The 18,497-nt window shown below is 67.2% G+C and carries 21 protein-coding genes; 8 read left to right on the top strand and 13 right to left on the bottom strand.

The features are described from left to right. The first annotated feature begins 124 nt into the window (after positions 1 to 124). From ACTIFF_RS02985 to lptA, 4 genes are read left to right on the top strand one after another with little or no spacing between them, the layout of a single operon-like run. Complete coding sequence (locus ACTIFF_RS02985) at positions 125 to 1,114, top strand: KpsF/GutQ family sugar-phosphate isomerase (RefSeq protein ID WP_439535480.1); 990 nt, start codon at positions 125 to 127, stop codon at positions 1,112 to 1,114. 2 nt (positions 1,115 to 1,116) lie between these two features. After that, the gene (locus ACTIFF_RS02990; RefSeq protein ID WP_439535481.1) at positions 1,117 to 1,647 is read left to right on the top strand and encodes a KdsC family phosphatase; all 531 of its coding nucleotides are present in this window, start codon (positions 1,117 to 1,119) and stop codon (positions 1,645 to 1,647) included. Beyond that, on the top strand, positions 1,644 to 2,219 hold the full coding sequence (gene lptC, locus ACTIFF_RS02995) for an LPS export ABC transporter periplasmic protein LptC (RefSeq protein WP_439535482.1): 576 nt from the start codon (positions 1,644 to 1,646) through the stop codon (positions 2,217 to 2,219). Before ACTIFF_RS02990 ends, lptC begins: the two co-directional genes overlap by 4 nt. Further along, positions 2,216 to 2,821: a lipopolysaccharide transport periplasmic protein LptA gene (lptA, locus tag ACTIFF_RS03000; protein WP_439535483.1), complete on the top strand. Its 606-nt coding sequence runs from the start codon at positions 2,216 to 2,218 to the stop codon at positions 2,819 to 2,821. Before lptC ends, lptA begins: the two co-directional genes overlap by 4 nt. A 9-nt stretch (positions 2,822 to 2,830) precedes the next feature. On the opposite strand, the gene ACTIFF_RS03005 is transcribed toward lptA, so the two are convergent. Then, a complete protein-coding gene (locus ACTIFF_RS03005) occupies positions 2,831 to 3,052 on the bottom strand; it encodes a cysteine-rich CWC family protein (RefSeq protein ID WP_439535484.1) in 222 nt (73 codons plus the stop codon). Further along, positions 3,049 to 4,584 (bottom strand): malonate--CoA ligase, encoded by a 1,536-nt coding sequence (locus tag ACTIFF_RS03010; protein WP_439535485.1) that lies wholly within the window; start codon positions 4,582 to 4,584, stop codon positions 3,049 to 3,051. The genes ACTIFF_RS03005 and ACTIFF_RS03010 overlap by 4 nt, the downstream gene beginning before the upstream one ends. Before the next feature lie 210 nt (positions 4,585 to 4,794). Here ACTIFF_RS03010 and pqqA point away from each other — a divergent pair, with 210 nt between their 5' ends. The 3 genes from pqqA (at position 4,795) to ACTIFF_RS03025 (ending at position 7,644) form a co-directional block, all read left to right on the top strand. Further along, positions 4,795 to 4,869, top strand: a complete 75-nt coding sequence (gene pqqA, locus ACTIFF_RS03015; protein WP_083224124.1) for a pyrroloquinoline quinone precursor peptide PqqA — start codon at positions 4,795 to 4,797, stop codon at positions 4,867 to 4,869. A 145-nt stretch (positions 4,870 to 5,014) separates the two neighbouring features. Continuing rightward, positions 5,015 to 5,884, top strand: a complete 870-nt coding sequence (locus ACTIFF_RS03020; RefSeq protein WP_439535486.1) for an MBL fold metallo-hydrolase — start codon at positions 5,015 to 5,017, stop codon at positions 5,882 to 5,884. Then, complete coding sequence (locus ACTIFF_RS03025; protein WP_439535487.1) at positions 5,881 to 7,644, top strand: SulP family inorganic anion transporter; 1,764 nt, start codon at positions 5,881 to 5,883, stop codon at positions 7,642 to 7,644. The genes ACTIFF_RS03020 and ACTIFF_RS03025 overlap by 4 nt, the downstream gene beginning before the upstream one ends. Here ACTIFF_RS03025 and ACTIFF_RS03030 read toward each other — a convergent pair. After that, complete coding sequence (locus ACTIFF_RS03030; RefSeq protein ID WP_439535488.1) at positions 7,610 to 8,680, bottom strand: ankyrin repeat domain-containing protein; 1,071 nt, start codon at positions 8,678 to 8,680, stop codon at positions 7,610 to 7,612. The two genes, ACTIFF_RS03025 and ACTIFF_RS03030, sit on opposite strands and share 35 nt — an antisense overlap. Before the next feature lie 74 nt (positions 8,681 to 8,754). Here ACTIFF_RS03030 and ACTIFF_RS03035 point away from each other — a divergent pair, with 74 nt between their 5' ends. Continuing rightward, positions 8,755 to 9,291: an energy transducer TonB gene (locus ACTIFF_RS03035; protein ID WP_439535489.1), complete on the top strand. Its 537-nt coding sequence runs from the start codon at positions 8,755 to 8,757 to the stop codon at positions 9,289 to 9,291. A gap of 347 nt (positions 9,292 to 9,638) precedes the next feature. Here the strand turns inward: ACTIFF_RS03035 and ACTIFF_RS03040 are convergent, their stop codons facing one another. The 10 genes from ACTIFF_RS03040 to glnA form a co-directional block, all read right to left on the bottom strand. Then, positions 9,639 to 9,809 carry a DNA gyrase inhibitor YacG gene (locus ACTIFF_RS03040; protein ID WP_069040461.1) on the bottom strand — a complete coding sequence of 57 codons (171 nt, stop codon included), beginning with the start codon at positions 9,807 to 9,809 and terminating at the stop codon, positions 9,639 to 9,641. A 23-nt stretch (positions 9,810 to 9,832) separates the two neighbouring features. Next, positions 9,833 to 10,588 (bottom strand): cell division protein ZapD, encoded by a 756-nt coding sequence (gene zapD, locus ACTIFF_RS03045; RefSeq protein WP_439535490.1) that lies wholly within the window; start codon positions 10,586 to 10,588, stop codon positions 9,833 to 9,835. Positions 10,589 to 10,649: 61 nt separating this feature from the next. Next, on the bottom strand, positions 10,650 to 11,273 hold the full coding sequence (gene coaE / locus ACTIFF_RS03050) for a dephospho-CoA kinase (protein WP_439535491.1): 624 nt from the start codon (positions 11,271 to 11,273) through the stop codon (positions 10,650 to 10,652). After that, positions 11,270 to 11,953 (bottom strand): SPOR domain-containing protein, encoded by a 684-nt coding sequence (locus ACTIFF_RS03055; protein WP_439535492.1) that lies wholly within the window; start codon positions 11,951 to 11,953, stop codon positions 11,270 to 11,272. The genes coaE and ACTIFF_RS03055 overlap by 4 nt, the downstream gene beginning before the upstream one ends. A gap of 71 nt (positions 11,954 to 12,024) precedes the next feature. Continuing rightward, a complete protein-coding gene (locus tag ACTIFF_RS03060) occupies positions 12,025 to 12,807 on the bottom strand; it encodes a type III pantothenate kinase (RefSeq protein ID WP_439535493.1) in 783 nt (260 codons plus the stop codon). After that, positions 12,794 to 13,597 carry a biotin--[acetyl-CoA-carboxylase] ligase gene (locus tag ACTIFF_RS03065; protein ID WP_439535494.1) on the bottom strand — a complete coding sequence of 268 codons (804 nt, stop codon included), beginning with the start codon at positions 13,595 to 13,597 and terminating at the stop codon, positions 12,794 to 12,796. The genes ACTIFF_RS03060 and ACTIFF_RS03065 overlap by 14 nt, the downstream gene beginning before the upstream one ends. Before the next feature lie 56 nt (positions 13,598 to 13,653). Continuing rightward, positions 13,654 to 15,069, bottom strand: a complete 1,416-nt coding sequence (gene ntrC / locus ACTIFF_RS03070; protein ID WP_069038158.1) for a nitrogen regulation protein NR(I) — start codon at positions 15,067 to 15,069, stop codon at positions 13,654 to 13,656. Further along, positions 15,066 to 16,169, bottom strand: coding sequence for a nitrogen regulation protein NR(II) (glnL, locus tag ACTIFF_RS03075; protein ID WP_439535495.1), 1,104 nt, complete (start codon positions 16,167 to 16,169; stop codon positions 15,066 to 15,068). The genes ntrC and glnL overlap by 4 nt, the downstream gene beginning before the upstream one ends. Before the next feature lie 72 nt (positions 16,170 to 16,241). Continuing rightward, positions 16,242 to 16,721 carry a DUF4124 domain-containing protein gene (locus ACTIFF_RS03080; RefSeq protein WP_439535496.1) on the bottom strand — a complete coding sequence of 160 codons (480 nt, stop codon included), beginning with the start codon at positions 16,719 to 16,721 and terminating at the stop codon, positions 16,242 to 16,244. A 157-nt stretch (positions 16,722 to 16,878) separates the two neighbouring features. Then, on the bottom strand, positions 16,879 to 18,291 hold the full coding sequence (glnA, locus tag ACTIFF_RS03085) for a type I glutamate--ammonia ligase (RefSeq protein WP_305615115.1): 1,413 nt from the start codon (positions 18,289 to 18,291) through the stop codon (positions 16,879 to 16,881). Positions 18,292 to 18,497 lie beyond the last annotated feature (206 nt).

Here is an 18,497-nt window from a genome sequence, read left to right on the forward strand (position 1 = left end):
GAGCGGATGGCCGGCCGCCTGCCGTGGGCAGGTTGTTATAATCCGCGTCGATCATAACCGATCCACTCGAACGCCCGCGCTGCGGGCACCTGCCGGATCAACCGGGCCTTCCCCCGCCAGACGCATGACACACAGTCCCCCGCCCGTCACCGAAGACATCGTCGCCGCAGCCCGTCGCGTGCTCGATATCGAAGCCCGCGCGCTCGACGCACTTGCCGATCGCCTGGGCGAAGACTTCGCCGCTGCGGTGCGGCTGGTGCTCGACAGCACCGGCCGAGTCATCGTCAGCGGTCTGGGCAAGTCCGGCCACATTGCGCGCAAGATCGCCGCGACGATGGCCAGCACCGGCACGCCGGCCTATTTCGTCCATGCTGCCGAAGCGCTGCACGGCGACCTGGGCATGATCCATCGCGACGATGTGCTGATCGCGCTGTCCAATTCAGGTGAAACCGCCGAACTGCTGGCGGTGGTGCCGCTGGTGCGCCGGCAGGGCGGCCGCACGATCGCAATGACCGGCAAGCCGGATTCGACGCTGGCCCGGCTGGCCGACGTGCATCTGGACGCCGGCGTCGCGATGGAAGCCTGCTCGCTGAATCTTGCCCCGACCGCCAGCACCACCTGCGCGCTCGCGCTCGGGGATGCGCTGGCGGTCGCGCTGCTCGACGCCCGCGGCTTCCGCGAGGACGACTTCGCACGCAGCCACCCGGGCGGCGCGCTCGGCCGGCGCCTGCTGACCCATGTGCGCGATGTGATGCGCGCGCGCGCCGACGTGCCGACGGTGGCGGTCGACAGCACGGTGACCGAGGCGCTGCTGCAGGTGACGCGTGGGGGCATGGGCATGACCGTGGTGCTGGATGCGGCCGGCGGCGTGGCCGGGGTGTTCACCGACGGCGACCTGCGGCGCGCCATCGACCGCCTGGGCGACGTACGCACGGTGCCGGTGGCCGACGTGATGAGCCGTCAGCCGCGCTCGATCAGCGAGGCGAAGCTGGCCGCCGAAGCGGCCGAGGTGATGGAACGCAACCGGGTGAACCAGTTGCTGGTGACCGACGAACACGGCGCACTGGCCGGCGCGCTGACGATGCACGACCTGATGCTGGCCAAGGTGATCTGAACATGGACGGCAACGCAATGCGCGAGGTGGCGGGCAAGGTCCGCCTGATGGGTTTCGATGTCGACGGCGTCATGACCAACGGCACGATCTGGTTCGGCCCGGACGGCGACCTGATGAAGGGCTTCAATACGCTGGACGGACACGGTCTGAAGATGCTGGCCGGCGCCGGCGTCGAAATCGTCATCATTTCCGGCCGCTCGTCGGCGGCGGTACGCCACCGCGCGGCCAATCTCGGCATCACCACCGCGCTGCTCGGCGTCGAGAACAAACGCGACGCGATGCGCGAACTGGCGGCCGAACGCGGCATTGCGCTGGAACACTGCGGCTACATGGGCGATGACATCGTCGACCTGCCGGTGATGCGCGCCTGCGGCTTTTCGGCGGCGCCGGCCAACGCCCACTTCTTCGTGCGCCAGCACGCGCGCTGGATCGCCGAAGCCGACGGCGGCCGCGGCGCGGTGCGCGAGGTGTGCGAATACCTGCTCGACGCACGCGGCGCGCTCGACGTGCTGCTGCAGGACTGCCTGCGTTGAACCGACGCATCCAGCAGGCACTGCCGCTGCTCATCCTGATCGCGCTCGCCGGCATGACGATCTGGCTGGAGCGGACGACGCGCATCGACGACAAGCCGTCGAGCGGCAGCCTGCGTCACGACCCCGATGTGATCATCGACAACTTCACGCTGTACCGCTACGACGAGACCGGCGCGATACAGCACACACTGACCGCCCGTCAGATGCGTCACTACCCGGACGACGACTCGGCCGAACTCGACCACCCGACACTGCGCTACGAAGGCAATCTGGCGCCGACCCACATCAGCTCCGAACGCGCACTGCTGACCAAGGATGGCAAGGAAGCCATCCTGCGCGACAATGTGCGCGTGCTGCGCGAAGCCAGTCCGGGCCGGGCCGAAATGACGTTGGCGACCACGCTGCTGTATGTGTATCCGGAAGAAGAAATCGCGCGCACCGATCAGCCGGTGCGCATGACGCAGGGCAAGTCGGTGGCGACCGGCGTAGGCATGGTCGCTGACCGCATCAAGGAACAGTACGTACTCGAATCGCGCGTCAAAGCCACCATAGAAAGAGCCCGCCGCCCATGATTTCGCGTCAGATCACTGCCGCATTGACCACCCTGGCCCTGCTGCTCGCAGCCGGCCTGCCCGCCACTGCCCGCGCCGAACGCGCCGACCGCGACAAGCCGGTCAATCTCGAAGCCGACAAGGTGACGGTGGACGACCGCACGAAAACCCACAACTTCGAAGGCAATGTCGTGTTCACGCAGGGCACGCTGACCATCAAGGCCAACAAGGTCGTGGTGACGCAGGATGGGACCGGCTACCAGAAGGGCGTGGCCACCGGCGGCGAAAACGGTCTGGCACGCTTCCGGCAGAAGCGCGAAGGTCAGGACCTGTGGATGGAAGGCGAGGCGGAGCGCATCGAGCACGACGCCAAAACCGAAATCACCCGCTTTTACGTACGCGCTCACGTGAAGAGCGGCGGCGACGAGGTGCGCGGCCAGTACATCGAATACAACTCGATCAGCGAAAACTACACGGTCACCAATTCGAGCGACGCGAAGGCGGTGCCGTCGGGCGGCGACCAGTCGAAGCGGGTGCGCGCCATCATTCAGCCCAAGAGCGCGCCGGCCACCCCGCCGGCGGGCGCACCGGCTGCGACGCCCGAGGCGGCACCCAGGCCCTGACGAAGTGCGTCAGGCGGGGCCCGACGTCGGCACATCGGTCTGCGCATCCGTGATTTCGCGCAGGCAGGCGAGACACAGGCAGCCGACGTAGCGTTCGCGCAGGTCGGCCAGCAGCTCGGGGTCGAGCGTCAACGTGAAGCAGTCGCAGGGCGCCGGTCCGGCTGCGCCGCAGGTAAAGCGGCCTGCACAGCGCGGACAGCGGTCCGGATCGACGGCGACCGGCTCGTTCATCCGGCGAACAGCGCGCGATGCGCGTCGCGCAGCAGGTTCTTCTGCACCTTGCCCATCGTGTTGCGCGGCAGTTCGGACACGATGAACAGCCGCTTGGGCACCTTGAAGTTGGCGATCTGCGCCTTCAGCCGTGCCGTCATCGCGGCAACGTCGAGCGTGCTGCCCTGCTTGGCGACCACGATGGCGACCACCGCCTCGCCGAAGTCCGCGTGCGGCACACCGACCACCGCCGATTCGGCCACGCCCGGCATGTCGTTGATGACGCTTTCGATCTCGGCCGGATACACGTTGTAGCCACCGCTGATGATCAGGTCCTTGCTGCGGCCGACGATGGTCACATAGCCATCCTCGCTGAGATGGCCGACGTCGCCGGTCATGAACCAGCCATCGGCGGTGAATTCGGCGGCGGTCTTTTCCGGCATGCGCCAGTAGCCCTTGAACACGTTCGGTCCACGCACCTCGATGCCGCCGATGTCGCCCGCCGGCAGCGATTGCCCACGGTCGTCGCGCACCCGAAGGCTCACCACCGGCAGCGCCGGCCCGACCGTGCCACCGCGGCGCTGGTCTTCCGGCCGGTAAGGGTTGGACGTGAGCATCGCGGTTTCGCTCATGCCGTAGCGCTCCAGTATCGTGTGACCGGTGCGCTGACGGAATTCGCGGAAGGTTTCGATCAGCAGCGGCGCCGAACCGCTGATGAACAGCCGCATGCTGCGGCAGGCATCCTTCGTGAAGCCGGGTTCGGCCAGCAGACGCACGTACAGCGTCGGCACGCCCATGAAGACCGTGGCTTCGGGCAGGCGCGCCGTCACCGCACGCGGATCGAACCGGCTGAACCAGATCATGCGGCTGCCATTGAGCAGCGCGCCGTGCGAGGCGACGAACAGGCCATGCACATGGAAGATCGGCAGCGCGTGCAGCAGCACATCGCCCGCTTGCCAGCCCCACACCTCCTTCAGCACCTGGGCATTCGACAGCAGGTTGCCGTGCGTCAGCATGGCGCCCTTGCTGCGGCCGGTCGTGCCGCTGGTATACAGGATTGCGGCCAGATCATCGGCGGCGCGCAGCGCCGGCGTGTGGCGGTCGCCGTGCGGCGCGGCGGCGTCGAGCAGACTGCCGCTGCGGTCGTCCTCCAGCGTGAACACGTACGGCGTACCCAGACGCGCGGCGAGATCGCTCACCCATCGGACGTTCTTCTCGGTGCACACGACCACCGCCGGTTCCGCGTTGCCGATGAAGTATTCGACCTCACCCGCCTGATAGGCGGTGTTCAGCGGCAGATAGATATGGCCCGCGCGCAGCACGGCGAGGTAGAGCATCAACGCCTCGACGCTCTTTTCGGTCTGCACCGCGATGCGGCTTTCCGGCGGCAGCGCGAGCGAATCGATCAGGTTGGCCAGCATGGCCGTGCCGCGTTCGAGGTCGCGCCAGGTGTAGTACAGCGGGTCGGGCGTGTCGGCGGTTTCGATGGCGATTGCATCGACATCGTCCGGGAAGGCTGCGCGCAGTGCGCAGAACAGGTTTTCCTGCGTCATGTTCGGGTTGTCCGTTATTTTGCGCGCGGAGTATGGCGGCCGGCCGGTGGCAGCGTCAATCGGCCGCGATCATGAAATCATGGGCCTTCTTTCGTGCGCATCATCAGGTGCGCCGACGCGGCCGCGTCCATCATTCAATCCATGCACGGCAGACGCCGATGCAGCGCGAAAGACCTGATGCAGTACGCAGCACACACCAAGGAGACTGACATGAACTGGCAAACCCCGAAGGCGACCGATCTGCGTTTTGGCTTTGAAATCACGATGTACATCGCCAACCGCTGAACGGCTCGGCAGTACAGGCAGGAAAAAAAACGGCGGGTACTCCCGCCGTTTTTCATGGGTGACGCCGCATACGAAGGTGACTGCAGTTACTGACGCGGCGCAGCAGGCGATATATGGTGCTCCCATCCGATTCACGGGAGCATTCATGTCCAGCAGTTCGATGCAGATCGAAGCCTTCTTCGATGAAGCAACCAGCACGGTGAGCTACCTCGTGCTCGACCGCAGCACGCAGGCGTGCGCCATCGTCGACAGCGTGCTCGACTACGATCCCAAAGCCGGTCGCACCTCGACCCAGTCGGCCGACCGCCTGATCGCTCGGGTGCGCGAACTGGGCGCCCGGCTCGAATGGATACTGGAAACCCATGTGCATGCCGACCACCTGTCGGCTGCGCCGCATCTGCGCGCACAGCTCGGCGGACAGCTGGGCATCGGTGCCCACATCGTCACCGTGCAGAAGGTGTTCGGCAGCCTGTTCAACGCCGGCGACGATTTCGCGCGCGACGGCCGCCAGTTCGACCGGCTGTTCGCCGACGGCGACACCTTCACCATCGGCTCGCTGACCGCGCGCGCGCTGCACACGCCGGGTCACACGCCGGCCTGCATGAGTTATGTGATCGAGGACGCGGTGTTCGTCGGCGACACGCTGTTCATGCCCGACTACGGCACCGCACGCTGCGACTTCCCCGGCGGCGACGCACGCACGCTGTACCGCTCGGTGCGCCGGCTGCTGTCCCTGCCGCCGGAGACGCGGCTGTTCATGTGCCACGACTACCCACCGGGCGGCCGCGCTCCCGCGTGGGAAAGTACGGTGGCTGAACAGCGCGCACACAACATCCACGTGCATGACGGCATCGCCGAAGACGATTTCGTCGCCATGCGCACGGCGCGCGACGCCACGCTCGACATGCCGGTGCTGATCCTGCCGTCGGTGCAGGTCAACATGCGCGCCGGCCACCTGCCCGAGCCGGAAGACAACGGCACGCGTTACCTCAAGATTCCGCTCGACGTGCTGTGAGCCGGCCGACGCATCCGGTCACGACGTTCGGCGCGTGGTCGCGCTGGCTGCCGGTGCTCGGCTGGGCGCCGCGCTATGACCGGCCGACCTTCGGCGCCGACCTGCTGGCCGCAGTCATCGTCACGCTGATGCTGATCCCGCAGAGCCTGGCCTACGCCCAGCTGGCCGGCCTGCCGCCGCAGGTCGGGCTGTATGCCAGCATCGCGCCGCTGTTCGCCTACGCGATCTTCGGCAGCAGCCACGCGCTGTCGGTCGGGCCGGTGGCCGTCGTGTCGCTGATGACCGCCGCCGCGGTCGGTTCACTCGGCCTGGCGGACGAGGCGGCGCGACTGCAGGCGGCGCTGACGCTGGCTTTCGTGTCCGGTGTCATGCTCACCTTCATGGGCGCGCTCCGGCTGGGTTTTCTGGCGAGCTTCCTCAGTCACCCGGTGGTATCCGGCTTCGTCACCGCGTCGTCGCTGCTGATCGCGCTGAGCCAGCTCAAGCATCTGCTCGGCATACAGGCCAGCGGCGACACGCTGCCCGATCTGCTGCCCGGCCTGATCGCCAATCTGCCCGACACCCACCTGCCCACCGCGGCACTGGGTGCCGGCGTGCTGATCTTCCTGTACTGGACACGCCGTGGGCTCAAGCCGCTGCTGATCGGGCTCGGCCTCTCCGCACGCGCGGCCGACACCTGCGCCAAGGCCGGGCCGGTGGTGGCTGTGCTCGGCAGCACGGCGCTGGTGTGGGCCTTGCGGCTCGACCAGATCGGCGTGCGCAAGGTGGGCGACATCCCGGCCGGACTGCCGCCGCTGACCCTGCCCTCCTTCGACCCCGCGCTGCTGTCGCAACTGCTGCTGCCGGCGTTGCTGATCAGCATCATCGGCTTCGTCGAGTCGGTATCGGTCGCGCAGACCTTCGCCGCCAAGCGCCGGCTGCGCATCGAGCCAGACCAGGAACTGGTCGGTCTTGGCGCGTCCAATCTCGCGGCCGCCTTCACCGGCGGCTACCCGGTGACCGGCGGCTTTTCGCGCTCGGTGGTGAATTTCGACGCCGGCGCCGCGACCCCGGCGGCCGGCGCCTTCACCGCGGTCGGCATCGCGCTGGCCGCGCTGGCGCTGACGCCACTGCTGCACTACCTGCCGCAGGCCACGCTGGCGGCGACCATCGTCGTGGCCATCATGACGCTCGTCGACACCGACACGCTGCGCCGTACCTGGCGCAGTTCGCGCACCGATTTCGCGGCCGTGGTCACCACGCTGGTCGTCACCTTGCTGGCTGGCGTCGAAACCGGCGTCGGCGCCGGCGTGCTGCTCACGCTGCTCACGCTGCTGTGGCACGCCAGCCGACCGCACATGGCGGTGGTCGGGCGCGTGCCGGGTACCGAGCACTACCGGAATGTGGACCGTCATCGGGTCGAAACCGATCCGTCGCTGATCGGGCTGCGGGTGGACGAAGGCCTGAACTTCATGAATGCGCGTCAGGTCGAGGACCGCATGCTCGCGCTGGTCGCTGCACAGCCTGCCGCAAAGCACGTGGTGCTGCAGTGTTCGGCGGTGAATGACATCGATGCCAGCGCGCTCGAAATGCTGGAGAGCGTGGCACACCGGCTGCGCGACATGGGCGTGCTGCTGCACCTGTCGGAGGTGAAGGGTCCGGTGATGGACAAGCTCGAACGCACCGACCTGCTGGCGCAGCTCGGCGGCCGGGTGTTCCTGTCACATCACGAAGCGGTCACGGCGCTCACGGCGCCCGGATCTTGTCCACCGCCGCCCTGAAGCGCTTGCGCAGTTCCTCGGTCGGCTGACCGGCCGCCTGCGCCGCCTCGATCGCGCGCAGGATGTCCAGCGCACCGGCGTCGGCCGCCAGCGTCTGCGCCGCCGGTGTCGCGGCGCCGGATACCAGCTCGGCGCGCTCGGCGCCAGGCTTGCCCCGTTTGGCGGAAATGACCAGCGCCGACGGCGCCGCCTTGACCGTCTGCCGGGTTGCAGTGCTGCGATGGCTCTCCACCGCGGCGAGGAACTGTTTGCGCAGCGCAGCCGTCGGCTGTCCACGCGCCTCGGCCTCGCGCAACTTCTTCAGCAGGGCGGCCACGTCGGGCGGCGCCGGCACTGACGCCTGCGGCGGCGGTGCAACCGGCACCGGCTGCGCCTTGACGGCCGCCGCCACCTCTTCCGTGGGCGCGACCAGCCTGGCGATGCGCAGCCGGTTGTAACGCAGCGCCCAGGCCAGCGCATTTTCACCGCGGTCGGACACCGCATTCGTGCTGGCGCCGGCCTCGACCAGCGCGCGCACGATGGTTTCATGGCCTTCGCGCACCGCCATCATCAACGGCGTCGACAGATTGGGTGCGCGCGCGTCGAGCTTCGCGCCACGCGCGATCAGCAGGTCGGCGATGCGCCGGTGGCCGGCGAACGCGGCGTAGTGCAGCGCGCCCCAGGTCTTGTCCGGCGGGTCGAGCGACGCACCGCGCTCGATCAGCCATTCGACCGCCTTCTGATGGCCGCGCCATGCCGCCAGCGCGATCGCCTGTTCGCCGATGCGGCTGATGTAATCGATGTTGGCACCGCGCTCGAGAAACAGCTGCATCAGTTCGATGTTGCCATCCCAGGCGGCGATCATCATGCCGCTGCCCACGGTGTCGGCTTCGAAATCCGGCGGCAGGCCTTCGTCCAGCCAGCGGGTCGCCGAGCGGATGTCGCCCATTTCCATCGCGCGACCGAAACGCGCCGGATCGGGCAGTTGCGCCCACGCGGGCGGGATCAGGCAGAGCGCCAGCAGCAGCGCGGCAAGACATCGGAAAGTCTGGATCAAGTGCGTCCCCGTCAAGGCAGCCCGGTGGGTCGGGCACAATAGAGGTCGCCAGTCTAACGATCCCGTCCGCCGGTTTGTCCCGCCTGAAACTTCATTTCGCACTTGCACTGTCCGCGCTGACGCACGCCCTGTTCCTGCTGTGGCCCGAACGCACGGCCGAAGCGCCGCGCGCCGCGCCGGAGCCGGCATTGCAGGCCCGGCTGCAGACCGCGCCTGCGGCAGCCGCGCCGCGCGCAGCGGAGCCCGAGCCGGCTGAACCGCTGCTGAAGGACACGCGCAGCGAACAGGCTGAACCGGCACCGCGTCCGCCAGCGGTCGTCCGCGCGCCGCGGAGCACGACGGCCACCACCGAGGCGCGCGAGCAGGCGCAGCAGAAGCTGAACCGTCATGTGTTCTACCCGCCGGAGGCGATCGAGCGGGAACTGGAAGGGGAAGTGACACTGCGCCTGCTGCTCGATGCGTCGGGCCGGGTCATCGACGCCGCCGTGCTGGCCGGCAGCGGTCACGCCATTCTGGATCGCGCGGCGCTCGACGCCGCACGCCAGATCGGCCGCATCGACGCGGGCGGCGCACGCGAACTGCTGCTGCCGGTGATGTTCAGGTTGGATTGACGCGGCGTCGCGTGGTCGACGTGCGGATTGCGGACGGGGTCCGCTCCTGCGAAGGACAACACCGTCGCGGTTTTCGTAGGAGCCTGCCCTGCAGGCGATGCGGTCTTCGAGATGCGGCAGCGCTCGCTCGACGAGCGGATCGCGGACAGGGTCCGCTCCTACGCAAGCCAACACCGTCGCGGTTTTCGTAGGAGCCTGCCCCGCAGGCGATTCCCGTCTCCGAAATGCGGCATCGCGTGATCAACGTACGGATCGCGGACAGGGTCCGCTCCTGCGAAGGGCAGCACCGTCGCGGTTTTCGCGGGAGCCGTGTTCGCCGACCCCGCAGGCGATTCCGGTCTCCGAGCTTACGAAATGTCTTCGTCCGGCGGCAGTTCGGGCGACGCATCAGGCACGCGGTACTCCTCGTTCGCCCAGGCGACGAAATCGGAATTCTTGCAGCGCGGGCTGCAGAACGGCCGTGCCGGGTTCGACGGCGCATAGACGGCGGGCTGGCCGCAGCGCGGACAGGTGACGATGCGACCGCCGGTGCCCGGAGTGCTCACAGATTGCAGAAAGTCAGTTCGAAGCCGACGTCGGTTTCGGTCACGCGCGGGCGGGCGTGACCGCCGGGCGCCACGAAGCGGATGTTGAGCGCGTACTTGTTGGCGCTGATTTCGGGTGTAACGGCTTCTTCCATCGACACGCGCAGACGCAGCATCTGGGCCGACTTGCCGCCCATCATCTGCTGGAACGCGCCGTTGCCTGCAACATGACGTTCCGGTCGGCCGCTGGCGCGCAGCAGGCGCAGCACGATGGTCAGGCCATCGCGGATCGGCAGCATCGGCGTCAGCCAGCCGGCGAGGTCGGCCTGGCGCAGCGATGGCGCGCGGTGACACCAGTAGTGATACGACGGCAGGTCGAATTCGCACAGTCCGCCCGGAATCGCCGCGCGGCTCTTGATGCTCATCAGCCAGTCGTTCTCGCGCAGATACTGGCCGATCTTGCCGGCCATCGACAGCAGCGCCGCACTGGCCTGCTCGATCTCGTACAGCGCACCGGACAGGGCTTCTTCGGAAATGTCGGGGTTGTTGCGGAAGGACATCAGCGTCTGGCGCTGCCGCTCCAGTTCCTGCACCAGATCGACCTTCAGGTCGGCACGCGACGCGACTTCGAGAATCTCGAACAGGCTGACCAGGGCAACGTGATGTTCATGCGCGCCCTCGGCACGCATGAAATGCTGCGTGCGTTCGAACAGGTCCTCCAGGCGCAACAGCGTGCGGATGCGCTCGTTCAGAGGATATTCGTATGTAATCACAGGGGCTTGTCCGGGACTTGTTCAAGCAAATTCTCATGATTCTGACGGAAAACCCCTTGAGTCACAACGCCGACGCGGGTTTTTCACGTTCTGCGAGCTTCATGTAGCGCGCATGGAGCACATCGACCTGTGGTGCGAGCGCCATGCGCGCACCCGCGTTGTCGATGACATCGTCGGCCACCGCAAGGCGGGCTTCGCGCGACGCCTGCGCGGCGATGATGCGGTCGATCTCCTGTTCAGGAAGGGCGCTGCGCGCACGCACCCGTTCGCGCTGCAGTTCGACCGGACAATCGACCACCAGCACCCGGTCGCAGCGGGTATTCCAGTCGCCGGATTCGATCAGCAACGGTACCGCCAGCACGACGTAAGGCGCCGCGCTGCGGTCCACCGCCTCGCGTGCGCGGGTGCGGATGAGCGGGTGCAGCAGGGCTTCGAGCCGGGCCCGTGCCGTCGGTTCGGCAAACGCATGGGCCCGCATGCGGGCGCGGTCGAGCGCGCCGTCGTGCGTGATGAAGGCATCGCCGAAGGCGTCACGCAGCGGCGCGATGGCATCGCCGTGCGGCCCGGTGAGCTGGTGTGCAATGGCGTCGGTGTCGACCAGCGCGGCGCCACGCTGCACGAACAGCTCGGCCACGGCCGACTTGCCGCTGCCGATGCCGCCGGTCAGCCCGACCACGAAGGTCATTGGCAGTCGGTCCGCTGGGTTGTTTCGTCGAGCGCCGGGAAGCTGTCGAACAAGGCGGCCAGATCGGAGCCGGCGCCACGCACCTCGACCCGGTAACGGCCGGCGCGGCCTTCGCGCGGCGCGATGCGCGCGCTGCGCACGCCCTGCCCGTTCAACGTGACCAGCAATTCCTTCGCCGCCGCCTCGGTCTTGAACAGGCCGAGCGATACAGCCAGCTTCTGCGGATCGGCCGGATCGGCCATGACGATCATTTCGCGCACGCCGAGCGCGCGCAATTCGGCCTGCTTGCGTTCGGCAAGCTGGCGCGTCTGCATGTCGGGAATGTGCACCCACCAGGCGGTGGTTTCGGTCTGTTCGGATTCCGCCAGCTGCAGCAGAAGCTGCTCTGCGCCGATGCGTGCGTTCAGCGCATCGACCTGTTCGCGCGACAACCCGTCGAGCGCCCGGCACACCGCCGGCGCCTCGCTGCCGGCCACGACGGCATTTGCAGACACCGGCGCAGTCACGGTTTCGGCGGCCGGCGACGGCGCATCGGACGGCAGGATGCGGATGCTGTCCGGCTTCATCTGGCTGGCCATGCGCAGCGGCTCGCTGCCGTCGCCTTTTCCGGCGATCAGGCCGGACACGAAGGGGTAGAGCGCAACATTGATCAGCAGCAACAGGAAGAACGCGAGACGCATCGTCAATGTCCGGAGCGCGGCGGAATGCCGTCGGGAGGAAACGTCATTCGGCCCATGTCATTCGGGAACCATCAGTCCGGGGCTTCATTCGCGGCGTCCCGTCCCGATCCGCATTTCATCACATCCGGGCGGTTGTCCGCAGCCGCCAGACATGCCAGCCCGTGCAGCACCAGATCGTCCACCCGCCGGTGGGCGCAGCGCAGTCGGGGCTCAATCGCGCTCGCCGCGCCGCCGGACAGCAGCACGGTCGCCTGCTGACCCAGCTGTTCGCGCACGCGTTCGATCAGCGCCGCCTGGGCATCGGTGCACGCATTGTGGATGGCATCGTCGGTGTTGCGCGGCCAGTCGGCAGCGTGACCGGCGGCGTGCGGCAGACCGGCGGTGCGGCGCGCCAGCGACTCAAGCATCAGCCGCAGTCCGGGCAGGATGTAGCCGCCGATGAAGCGGTCGTCGGCGTCGAGTGCATCGATGGTGGTGGCAGTGCCGGCGGTGGCGACGACGAGCGGCCCGGACTGCAGCGCGCGGGCGCCGATCAGCGCGGCCCAGCGGTCGGCACCCAGCTGGGCCGGCTGGTCGTACAGGTTCACGATGCCGCAGGCCGTCGGCCCGGCGAACACGCGCTGTGCCAAGCAGTCCGGCCGCAGCGCGCGCCGGATGGCGGCATCGACGACATCGCCGGCCACGCAGGTGTAGTGCGCAGACGTTGCCGCCTGCCAGGCATGCGCCAGCGCCGCCATGTCGAGCGCCGCCGTGTCGAACGCCGACACCTCGCCGGGATGGCCGAGCTCGCACCAGGCCCACTTGATGCGGCTGTTGCCGGCGTCGATCAGCAACTGCATGTCAGGGCGCTGCACGCAGCGATACGTCACCTGCGAGCACTCGCTCGATCCGGCCTTCGCAGTCGAGCCGCAGCGCGCCGTCGTGGTCGGCGCCGAGGCACCATCCGCTGAGCTGCGCGCTATCGCCCGACACGGTGACCGCGCGGCCGGCATGCAGGTTGTAGTGGTTCCAGCGATCCACGAAAGGTGCGAAACCGTGCGCCGCGAACTGCGGCAGCAGGCGCGCCAGCGCGTCGGCCAGGGCGGCCGCGACGTCCAGCCAGACTTCGCGGCCGGGCGCATCCGGGAGGAGCGCCGCCGGTGCATGGGCGTAGTCGCCTGCCGGCGGCAGCGCGAGATTGAGTCCGACGCCGATGACGGCGGTCGTGTCGCCGGCCGGCGGCGATGACAGTTCGATCAGCACGCCGCCCAGCTTCCGGTCGGCCCGCATCAGGTCGTTCGGCCACTTGAGCGCGATGTCGGTGACGCCGCGCGCGAACAGTGCATCGGCGAGTGCGACGCCGACCGCCAGACTCAGTCCGGACAGCGCGTCGGCACGCAGGGCAAAGCGGTGGCGCAGCGAAAAGGTGAGGCTGTCGCCCGGGCGGGCGGTCCATGCGCGACCGCGCCGCCCGCGGCCGGCGGTCTGTTCGAGCGCGAACAGCAGGCGCGTGTCGCGTCCGGTCTGGTCGAGCAGCACGCTGTTGGTGCTGGTGCACGCGGCGCACACCTCGACTGTCCAGTTTTCGGGAACGACGCGGGCGCGCTGGCGCAGCGCGTCGGCAAGGGCGGTGTCCGCAACGGCGGTTTCGGCGTGGGCAGTCATGCTGCGGATTGTAGCCGGGCGGCTGCATGCAGCCAGCCGCCGTCGTGCAGGTGGGACTACTCGAGGTCCGTCTCGACTTCGCGTCCGCCTTCGATGTTCAGCTCCTGGATCTTGCGCGTGATCGTGTTGCGGCCGATGCCGAGCAACTGCGCGGATTCGATGCGCCGCCCGCCGGTGCTGGCCAGCGCGCGCCGGATCAGCGTGCGTTCGAATTCCTGCACCAGATGGTCGAACAGTGCCGGCTGCTTGAGCGCGATCAGGCGATCGACCTCGGACGCCAGCGCCGCACCCCAGTCACCCGCGGCTTCGCGCGCGGGCTGGCTGCGCAGTTCGGCCGGCAGATCCTTCACGTCGACCACCTGCCCGGGCGCCATCACGGTGAGCCAGTGGCAGAGGTTTTCCAGCTGACGCACGTTGCCCGGAAATTCCAGCCCCTGCAGGTAGCGGGTCGCCGGCTCGGACAGGCGCTTGGCATCGACGCCCAGTTCCTGCGCGCTCTTGGTCATGAAGTGCTGGGCCAGCAGCACGATGTCCTCGCGCCGCTCGCGCAGCGGCGGAATGCGCAGCCGGATCACGTTGAGCCGGTGGAACAGGTCTTCGCGGAACAGCCCCTGCTTCACCCGGTCTTCCAGATTCTGGTGGGTGGCTGCGATCACCCGCACATTCGATTTGATCGGCGAATGGCCGCCGACCCGGTAGAAGTGGCCGTCGGACAGCACGCGCAGCAGGCGCGTCTGCAGCTCGGACGGCATGTCGCCGATTTCGTCGAGGAACAGCGTGCCGCCGTCCGCCTGTTCGAAACGGCCTCGACGCATCGCGGTGGCGCCGGTGAAGGCGCCGCGCTCGTGGCCGAACAGTTCCGACTCCAGCAAGTCGCGCGGAATGGCGGCGGTATTGATCGCGATGAAGGGCGCGTCGCGGCGCGGGCTGTGGCGGTGCAGCGCACGCGCCACCAGTTCCTTGCCGGTGCCCGATTCGCCGTTGATGAGCACGGTGGCATGGCTCTGCGCCAGGCGGCCGATGGCGCGGAACACGTCCTGCATCGACGCCGCCTTGCCGAGGATTTCCGGGGCCATGTCGGCTTCGGCCGGCGCACTGGCCTGGTGCATGCTCTCTTCGATGGCCCGGCGCACCAGCTCGATCGCGTGATCGACGTCGAATGGTTTCGGCAGGTATTCGAATGCGCCACCCTGGAAGGCCGCGACGGCGCTGTCCAGATCCGAATAGGCGGTCATGATGATGACCGGCAGGCTGGGGTGGCGCGCCTTGACCTTTTCCAGCAGCGACAGGCCGGATTCGCCCGGCATGCGGATGTCGGACACCAGCACCTGCGGCTGGCCGCCGGCATCGAGCGCGTCGAGCGCCTCCTGTGCGGTGGAAAAAGCGGAATACGGGATCGACTCGCGCGCCAGCGCCTTTTCGAGCACCCAGCGTATCGAGCGGTCATCATCGACTATCCAGACCGGATTCATGGTTTCTCCGAAGTGCCTTGCTTGAACGGCAGCAGTATTGTGAAAACGGTGTAGCCTGGCCGGCTCTGCACCTCGATGGTGCCGTGGTGCTGATGCACGAAGCTCTGCGCCAGCGTGAGCCCGAGTCCGGTGCCGTCGTCGCGGCCGGACACGAGCGGATAGAAGATGCGGTCGACCAGGTCTTCCGGAATGCCCGGGCCGTTGTCGATCACTTGCAATTCGAGTGCCAGCTTGTGCCGGCGCTTCACCAGCGTCGCCTGCCGGTGGGCACGGGTGCGCAGCCGGATGCTGCCGTCCCCCTTCATCGCCTGCGCGGCGTTGCGCGCGATGTTCAGCACGACCTGGATCAACTGTTCGCGATCGGCCGTCAGGTCGGGCAGGCTGGTGTCGTAGTCGCGCTCGACCGCAACCTCTGGAAACTCCGACGCGATCAGCAGGCGCACGCGTTCCAGGACTTCGTGGATGCTGACCGTGGTCACCTGCATCGCGCGATGCGAATGCAGCAGTCGGTTCATCAGGTCCTGCAGCCGGTCCGATTCGTTGATGATGACCTGCGTGTATTCACGCAATTCGGGCCGGTCGAGTTCGCGTTCCAGCAGTTGTGCGGCACCACGGATGCCGCCGAGCGGATTCTTGATTTCGTGTGCGAGATTGCGGATCAGCTCGCGGTTGGCCTGCTGCTGCTGCAGCACCTGCTCTTCGCGCGCGATGCGCAACTGCTGGTCGATCGGGCGGAATTCCAGCAGGATGCGCGCGTCTTCCGCATGCACCGGCGACACCGTGCAGTCGAGCTGCAGCGATCCGCCGATCTGTCTATCCACCGACAGGTTGTGACCGGTGTAACTCCAGTTGTTGGCGAGCGCGTTGTCGAGCGCGGTATCGAGGCCATGCATCGGGCCGATCAGCCGGTCGCAGTGCTTGCCGTGCAGTTTGGCGAGGCTGGCAGCGAACAGGTTTTCCGCCGCCGGATTCAGGTAGACGATGTGCCGCTCGGCATCGAGCAGCGCCACTGCGCTCGCGAGCAGTTCCAGCCCGCTGAAGCGTTCGGACCCTTCGCGGGAGGGGTGGCGGGACGACCTGCCGGGCTTGGATGCAGTCATGACCGCGATCCACGCAAGAAGCGCGCCAGCATTGCCCGCCGATCCATCGGCAGGCCGGCACATGCCCTGCAGTCAGGGCAGCTTGGACAGCTCCTTGCGCAGCGCATCGACATTGCGTTCATGCAGAGCCACATTGTCCTTGAGCCCCTGTATCCGGTCGAGATACTTCTGATAGTTGCGCTCGTTGCCCAGACGCACCGCTTCGCCTTCGGTCAGCGCCTTGCGCGCTTCTTCAAGACTGCCGGTTTCGGTCGCAAGTTCGGCTTCGAGGATGCGCCTGCGCTCGGAATCGCGCGCCTTCTGCTGGTCATTGCTGACGCTCGGGAAACCACCCGGATTGGCGGCGGGTTTGGGCGTGGCGGCAGCCGGACCGGGCACCGAGCTGACCGGCACGTCGCTCGCGAGCACCTTGCATCCGCCGGCGCGCGACTTTTCGTTGGTGTACGTGGTGTGGCCTTCGGCGTCGACGCACTTGTAGATTTCTGCCGTGGCGGGCGCTGCGACAAGCAGGCTTGCCGCGGCAATCAGGATACGGTTCAGACCTTGTAGCATGTGGATCACCTGGGCGTTTCGGGTCGAAGCAGCGCGAGTGTAGGGCGCACACTTGCGCAGTGACAATGAAAAAGGACGGCTAATTGCCGTCCTTTTCCTCAACGCTTCACATGCCGCGCGGGCTGACGCCACGCCGGCATGTGCTGATCGGTGGCGATCAGAGGCTGTAGTACATCTCGAACTCGACCGGGTGGGTCGTCATGCGGGTGCGATTCACTTCGGTCATCTTCAGCTCGATGTAGGCTGCGATGAAGTCTTCCGAGAACACGCCGCCCTTGGTCAGGAAGGCGTGGTCCGCGGCGAGCGCATCGAGGGCTTCGTCGAGGCTGGCGCACACGGTCGGGATCAGCTTGTCCTCTTCCGGCGGCAGGTCGTACAGGTTCTTGTCGGCCGGTTCGCCCGGGTGGATCTTGTTCTGCACGCCGTCCAGGCCCGCCATCATCAGCGCGGCGAAGCACAGGTACGGATTGGCCAGCGGATCCGGGAAGCGGGTTTCGATGCGGCGGGCCTTGTCCGACGCGACGTGCGGAATGCGGATCGACGCGGAGCGATTGCGGGCCGAGTAGGCCAGCTTCACCGGTGCTTCGTAATGCGGCACCAGACGCTTGTACGAATTCGTACCCGGGTTGGTGATCGCGTTCAGCGCCTTGGCATGCTTGATGATGCCGCCGATGTAGTACAGCGCGAATTCCGACAGGCCGGCGTAGCCGTTGCCGGCGAACAGGTTCTTGCCGTCCTTCCAGATCGACTGGTGCACGTGCATGCCGGAGCCGTTGTCGCCGACGATGGGCTTGGGCATGAAGGTCGCCGTCTTGCCGTAACTGTGGGCGACGTTGTGCACGATGTACTTCAGCGTCTGGGTCCAGTCGGCGCGGCGCACCAGCGTGTTGAACCTGGTGCCGATTTCGTTCTGGCCGGCGGTCGCGACTTCGTGGTGATGCACTTCGACCGGGATGCCGACGGCTTCCAGTGCCAGCACCATGGCGGCGCGGATGTCATTGTGCGAATCGACCGGCGGGACCGGGAAGTAGCCGCCCTTGACGCCCGGACGATGGCCGGTGTTGCCGCTTTCGAATTTCTCGCCCGACGACCATGCAGCTTCTTCGGAGAATATCTGCACGCGGCAGCCCGACATGTCGATGTTCCACTCGACGCTGTCGAAGATGAAGAATTCGGGTTCCGGGCCGAAGTAGGCGGTATCGCCCAGGCCGGACGACTTGAGGAAGGCTTCGGCGCGCTTGGCGATTGAGCGCGGATCGCGGTCGTAGCCCTTGCCGTCCGACGGCTCGACGACGTCACAGCTGATGACCAGCGTGGTTTCATCGAAGAACGGGTCGATGAAGGCGGTTTCCGGATCCGGCATCAGCAGCATGTCCGAGGCCTGGATACCCTTCCAGCCGGCAATCGACGAACCATCAAAAGCGTGGCCTTCGGTGAACTTGTCGGCGTCGAAGGCGCTGACCGGCACACCCACGTGCTGTTCCTTGCCACGGGTGTCGGTGAAACGGAAATCAACGAACTTGACCTCCTTCTCCTTGATGATGTCGAGTACCTGCTTCGCGGTCGTCATGATTTCTCCTACGATGGATGTATGGATGTTGCTCGGTCGGCTTTGAACGGGGTCATTTCTGTTTTGGGCGAGTCTTTGGCACGCCGCAACCGTTCCGTCGCGGCGGCTGTCGCAGCGCTGACTAAAGCAGATCGCGTGCCACGCACCGGATTTCGCCCCGGGATTGTGCCACAGGCCGCGCTGACGTCGGCAACGCGAGCGGCGGG

Origin of the sequence: Methyloversatilis sp., assembly GCF_051861465.1 — a bacterium.
GTDB lineage: Bacteria > Pseudomonadota > Gammaproteobacteria > Burkholderiales > Rhodocyclaceae > Methyloversatilis.

Coding starts and splice junctions, on each gene's coding strand:
- ACTIFF_RS02985 (WP_439535480.1), top strand. CDS start 125: ATGACACACAGTCCCCCGCCCGTCACCGAAGACATCGTCGCCGCAGCC.
- ACTIFF_RS02990 (WP_439535481.1), top strand. CDS start 1,117: ATGGACGGCAACGCAATGCGCGAGGTGGCGGGCAAGGTCCGCCTGATG.
- lptA (WP_439535483.1), top strand. CDS start 2,216: ATGATTTCGCGTCAGATCACTGCCGCATTGACCACCCTGGCCCTGCTG.
- ACTIFF_RS03005 (WP_439535484.1), bottom strand. CDS start 3,052: ATGAACGAGCCGGTCGCCGTCGATCCGGACCGCTGTCCGCGCTGTGCA.
- ACTIFF_RS03010 (WP_439535485.1), bottom strand. CDS start 4,584: ATGACGCAGGAAAACCTGTTCTGCGCACTGCGCGCAGCCTTCCCGGAC.
- ACTIFF_RS03020 (WP_439535486.1), top strand. CDS start 5,015: ATGTCCAGCAGTTCGATGCAGATCGAAGCCTTCTTCGATGAAGCAACC.
- coaE (WP_439535491.1), bottom strand. CDS start 11,273: ATGACCTTCGTGGTCGGGCTGACCGGCGGCATCGGCAGCGGCAAGTCG.
- ACTIFF_RS03055 (WP_439535492.1), bottom strand. CDS start 11,953: ATGCGTCTCGCGTTCTTCCTGTTGCTGCTGATCAATGTTGCGCTCTAC.
- ACTIFF_RS03065 (WP_439535494.1), bottom strand. CDS start 13,597: ATGACTGCCCACGCCGAAACCGCCGTTGCGGACACCGCCCTTGCCGAC.
- ntrC (WP_069038158.1), bottom strand. CDS start 15,069: ATGAATCCGGTCTGGATAGTCGATGATGACCGCTCGATACGCTGGGTG.
- glnL (WP_439535495.1), bottom strand. CDS start 16,169: ATGACTGCATCCAAGCCCGGCAGGTCGTCCCGCCACCCCTCCCGCGAA.
- ACTIFF_RS03080 (WP_439535496.1), bottom strand. CDS start 16,721: ATGCTACAAGGTCTGAACCGTATCCTGATTGCCGCGGCAAGCCTGCTT.
- glnA (WP_305615115.1), bottom strand. CDS start 18,291: ATGACGACCGCGAAGCAGGTACTCGACATCATCAAGGAGAAGGAGGTC.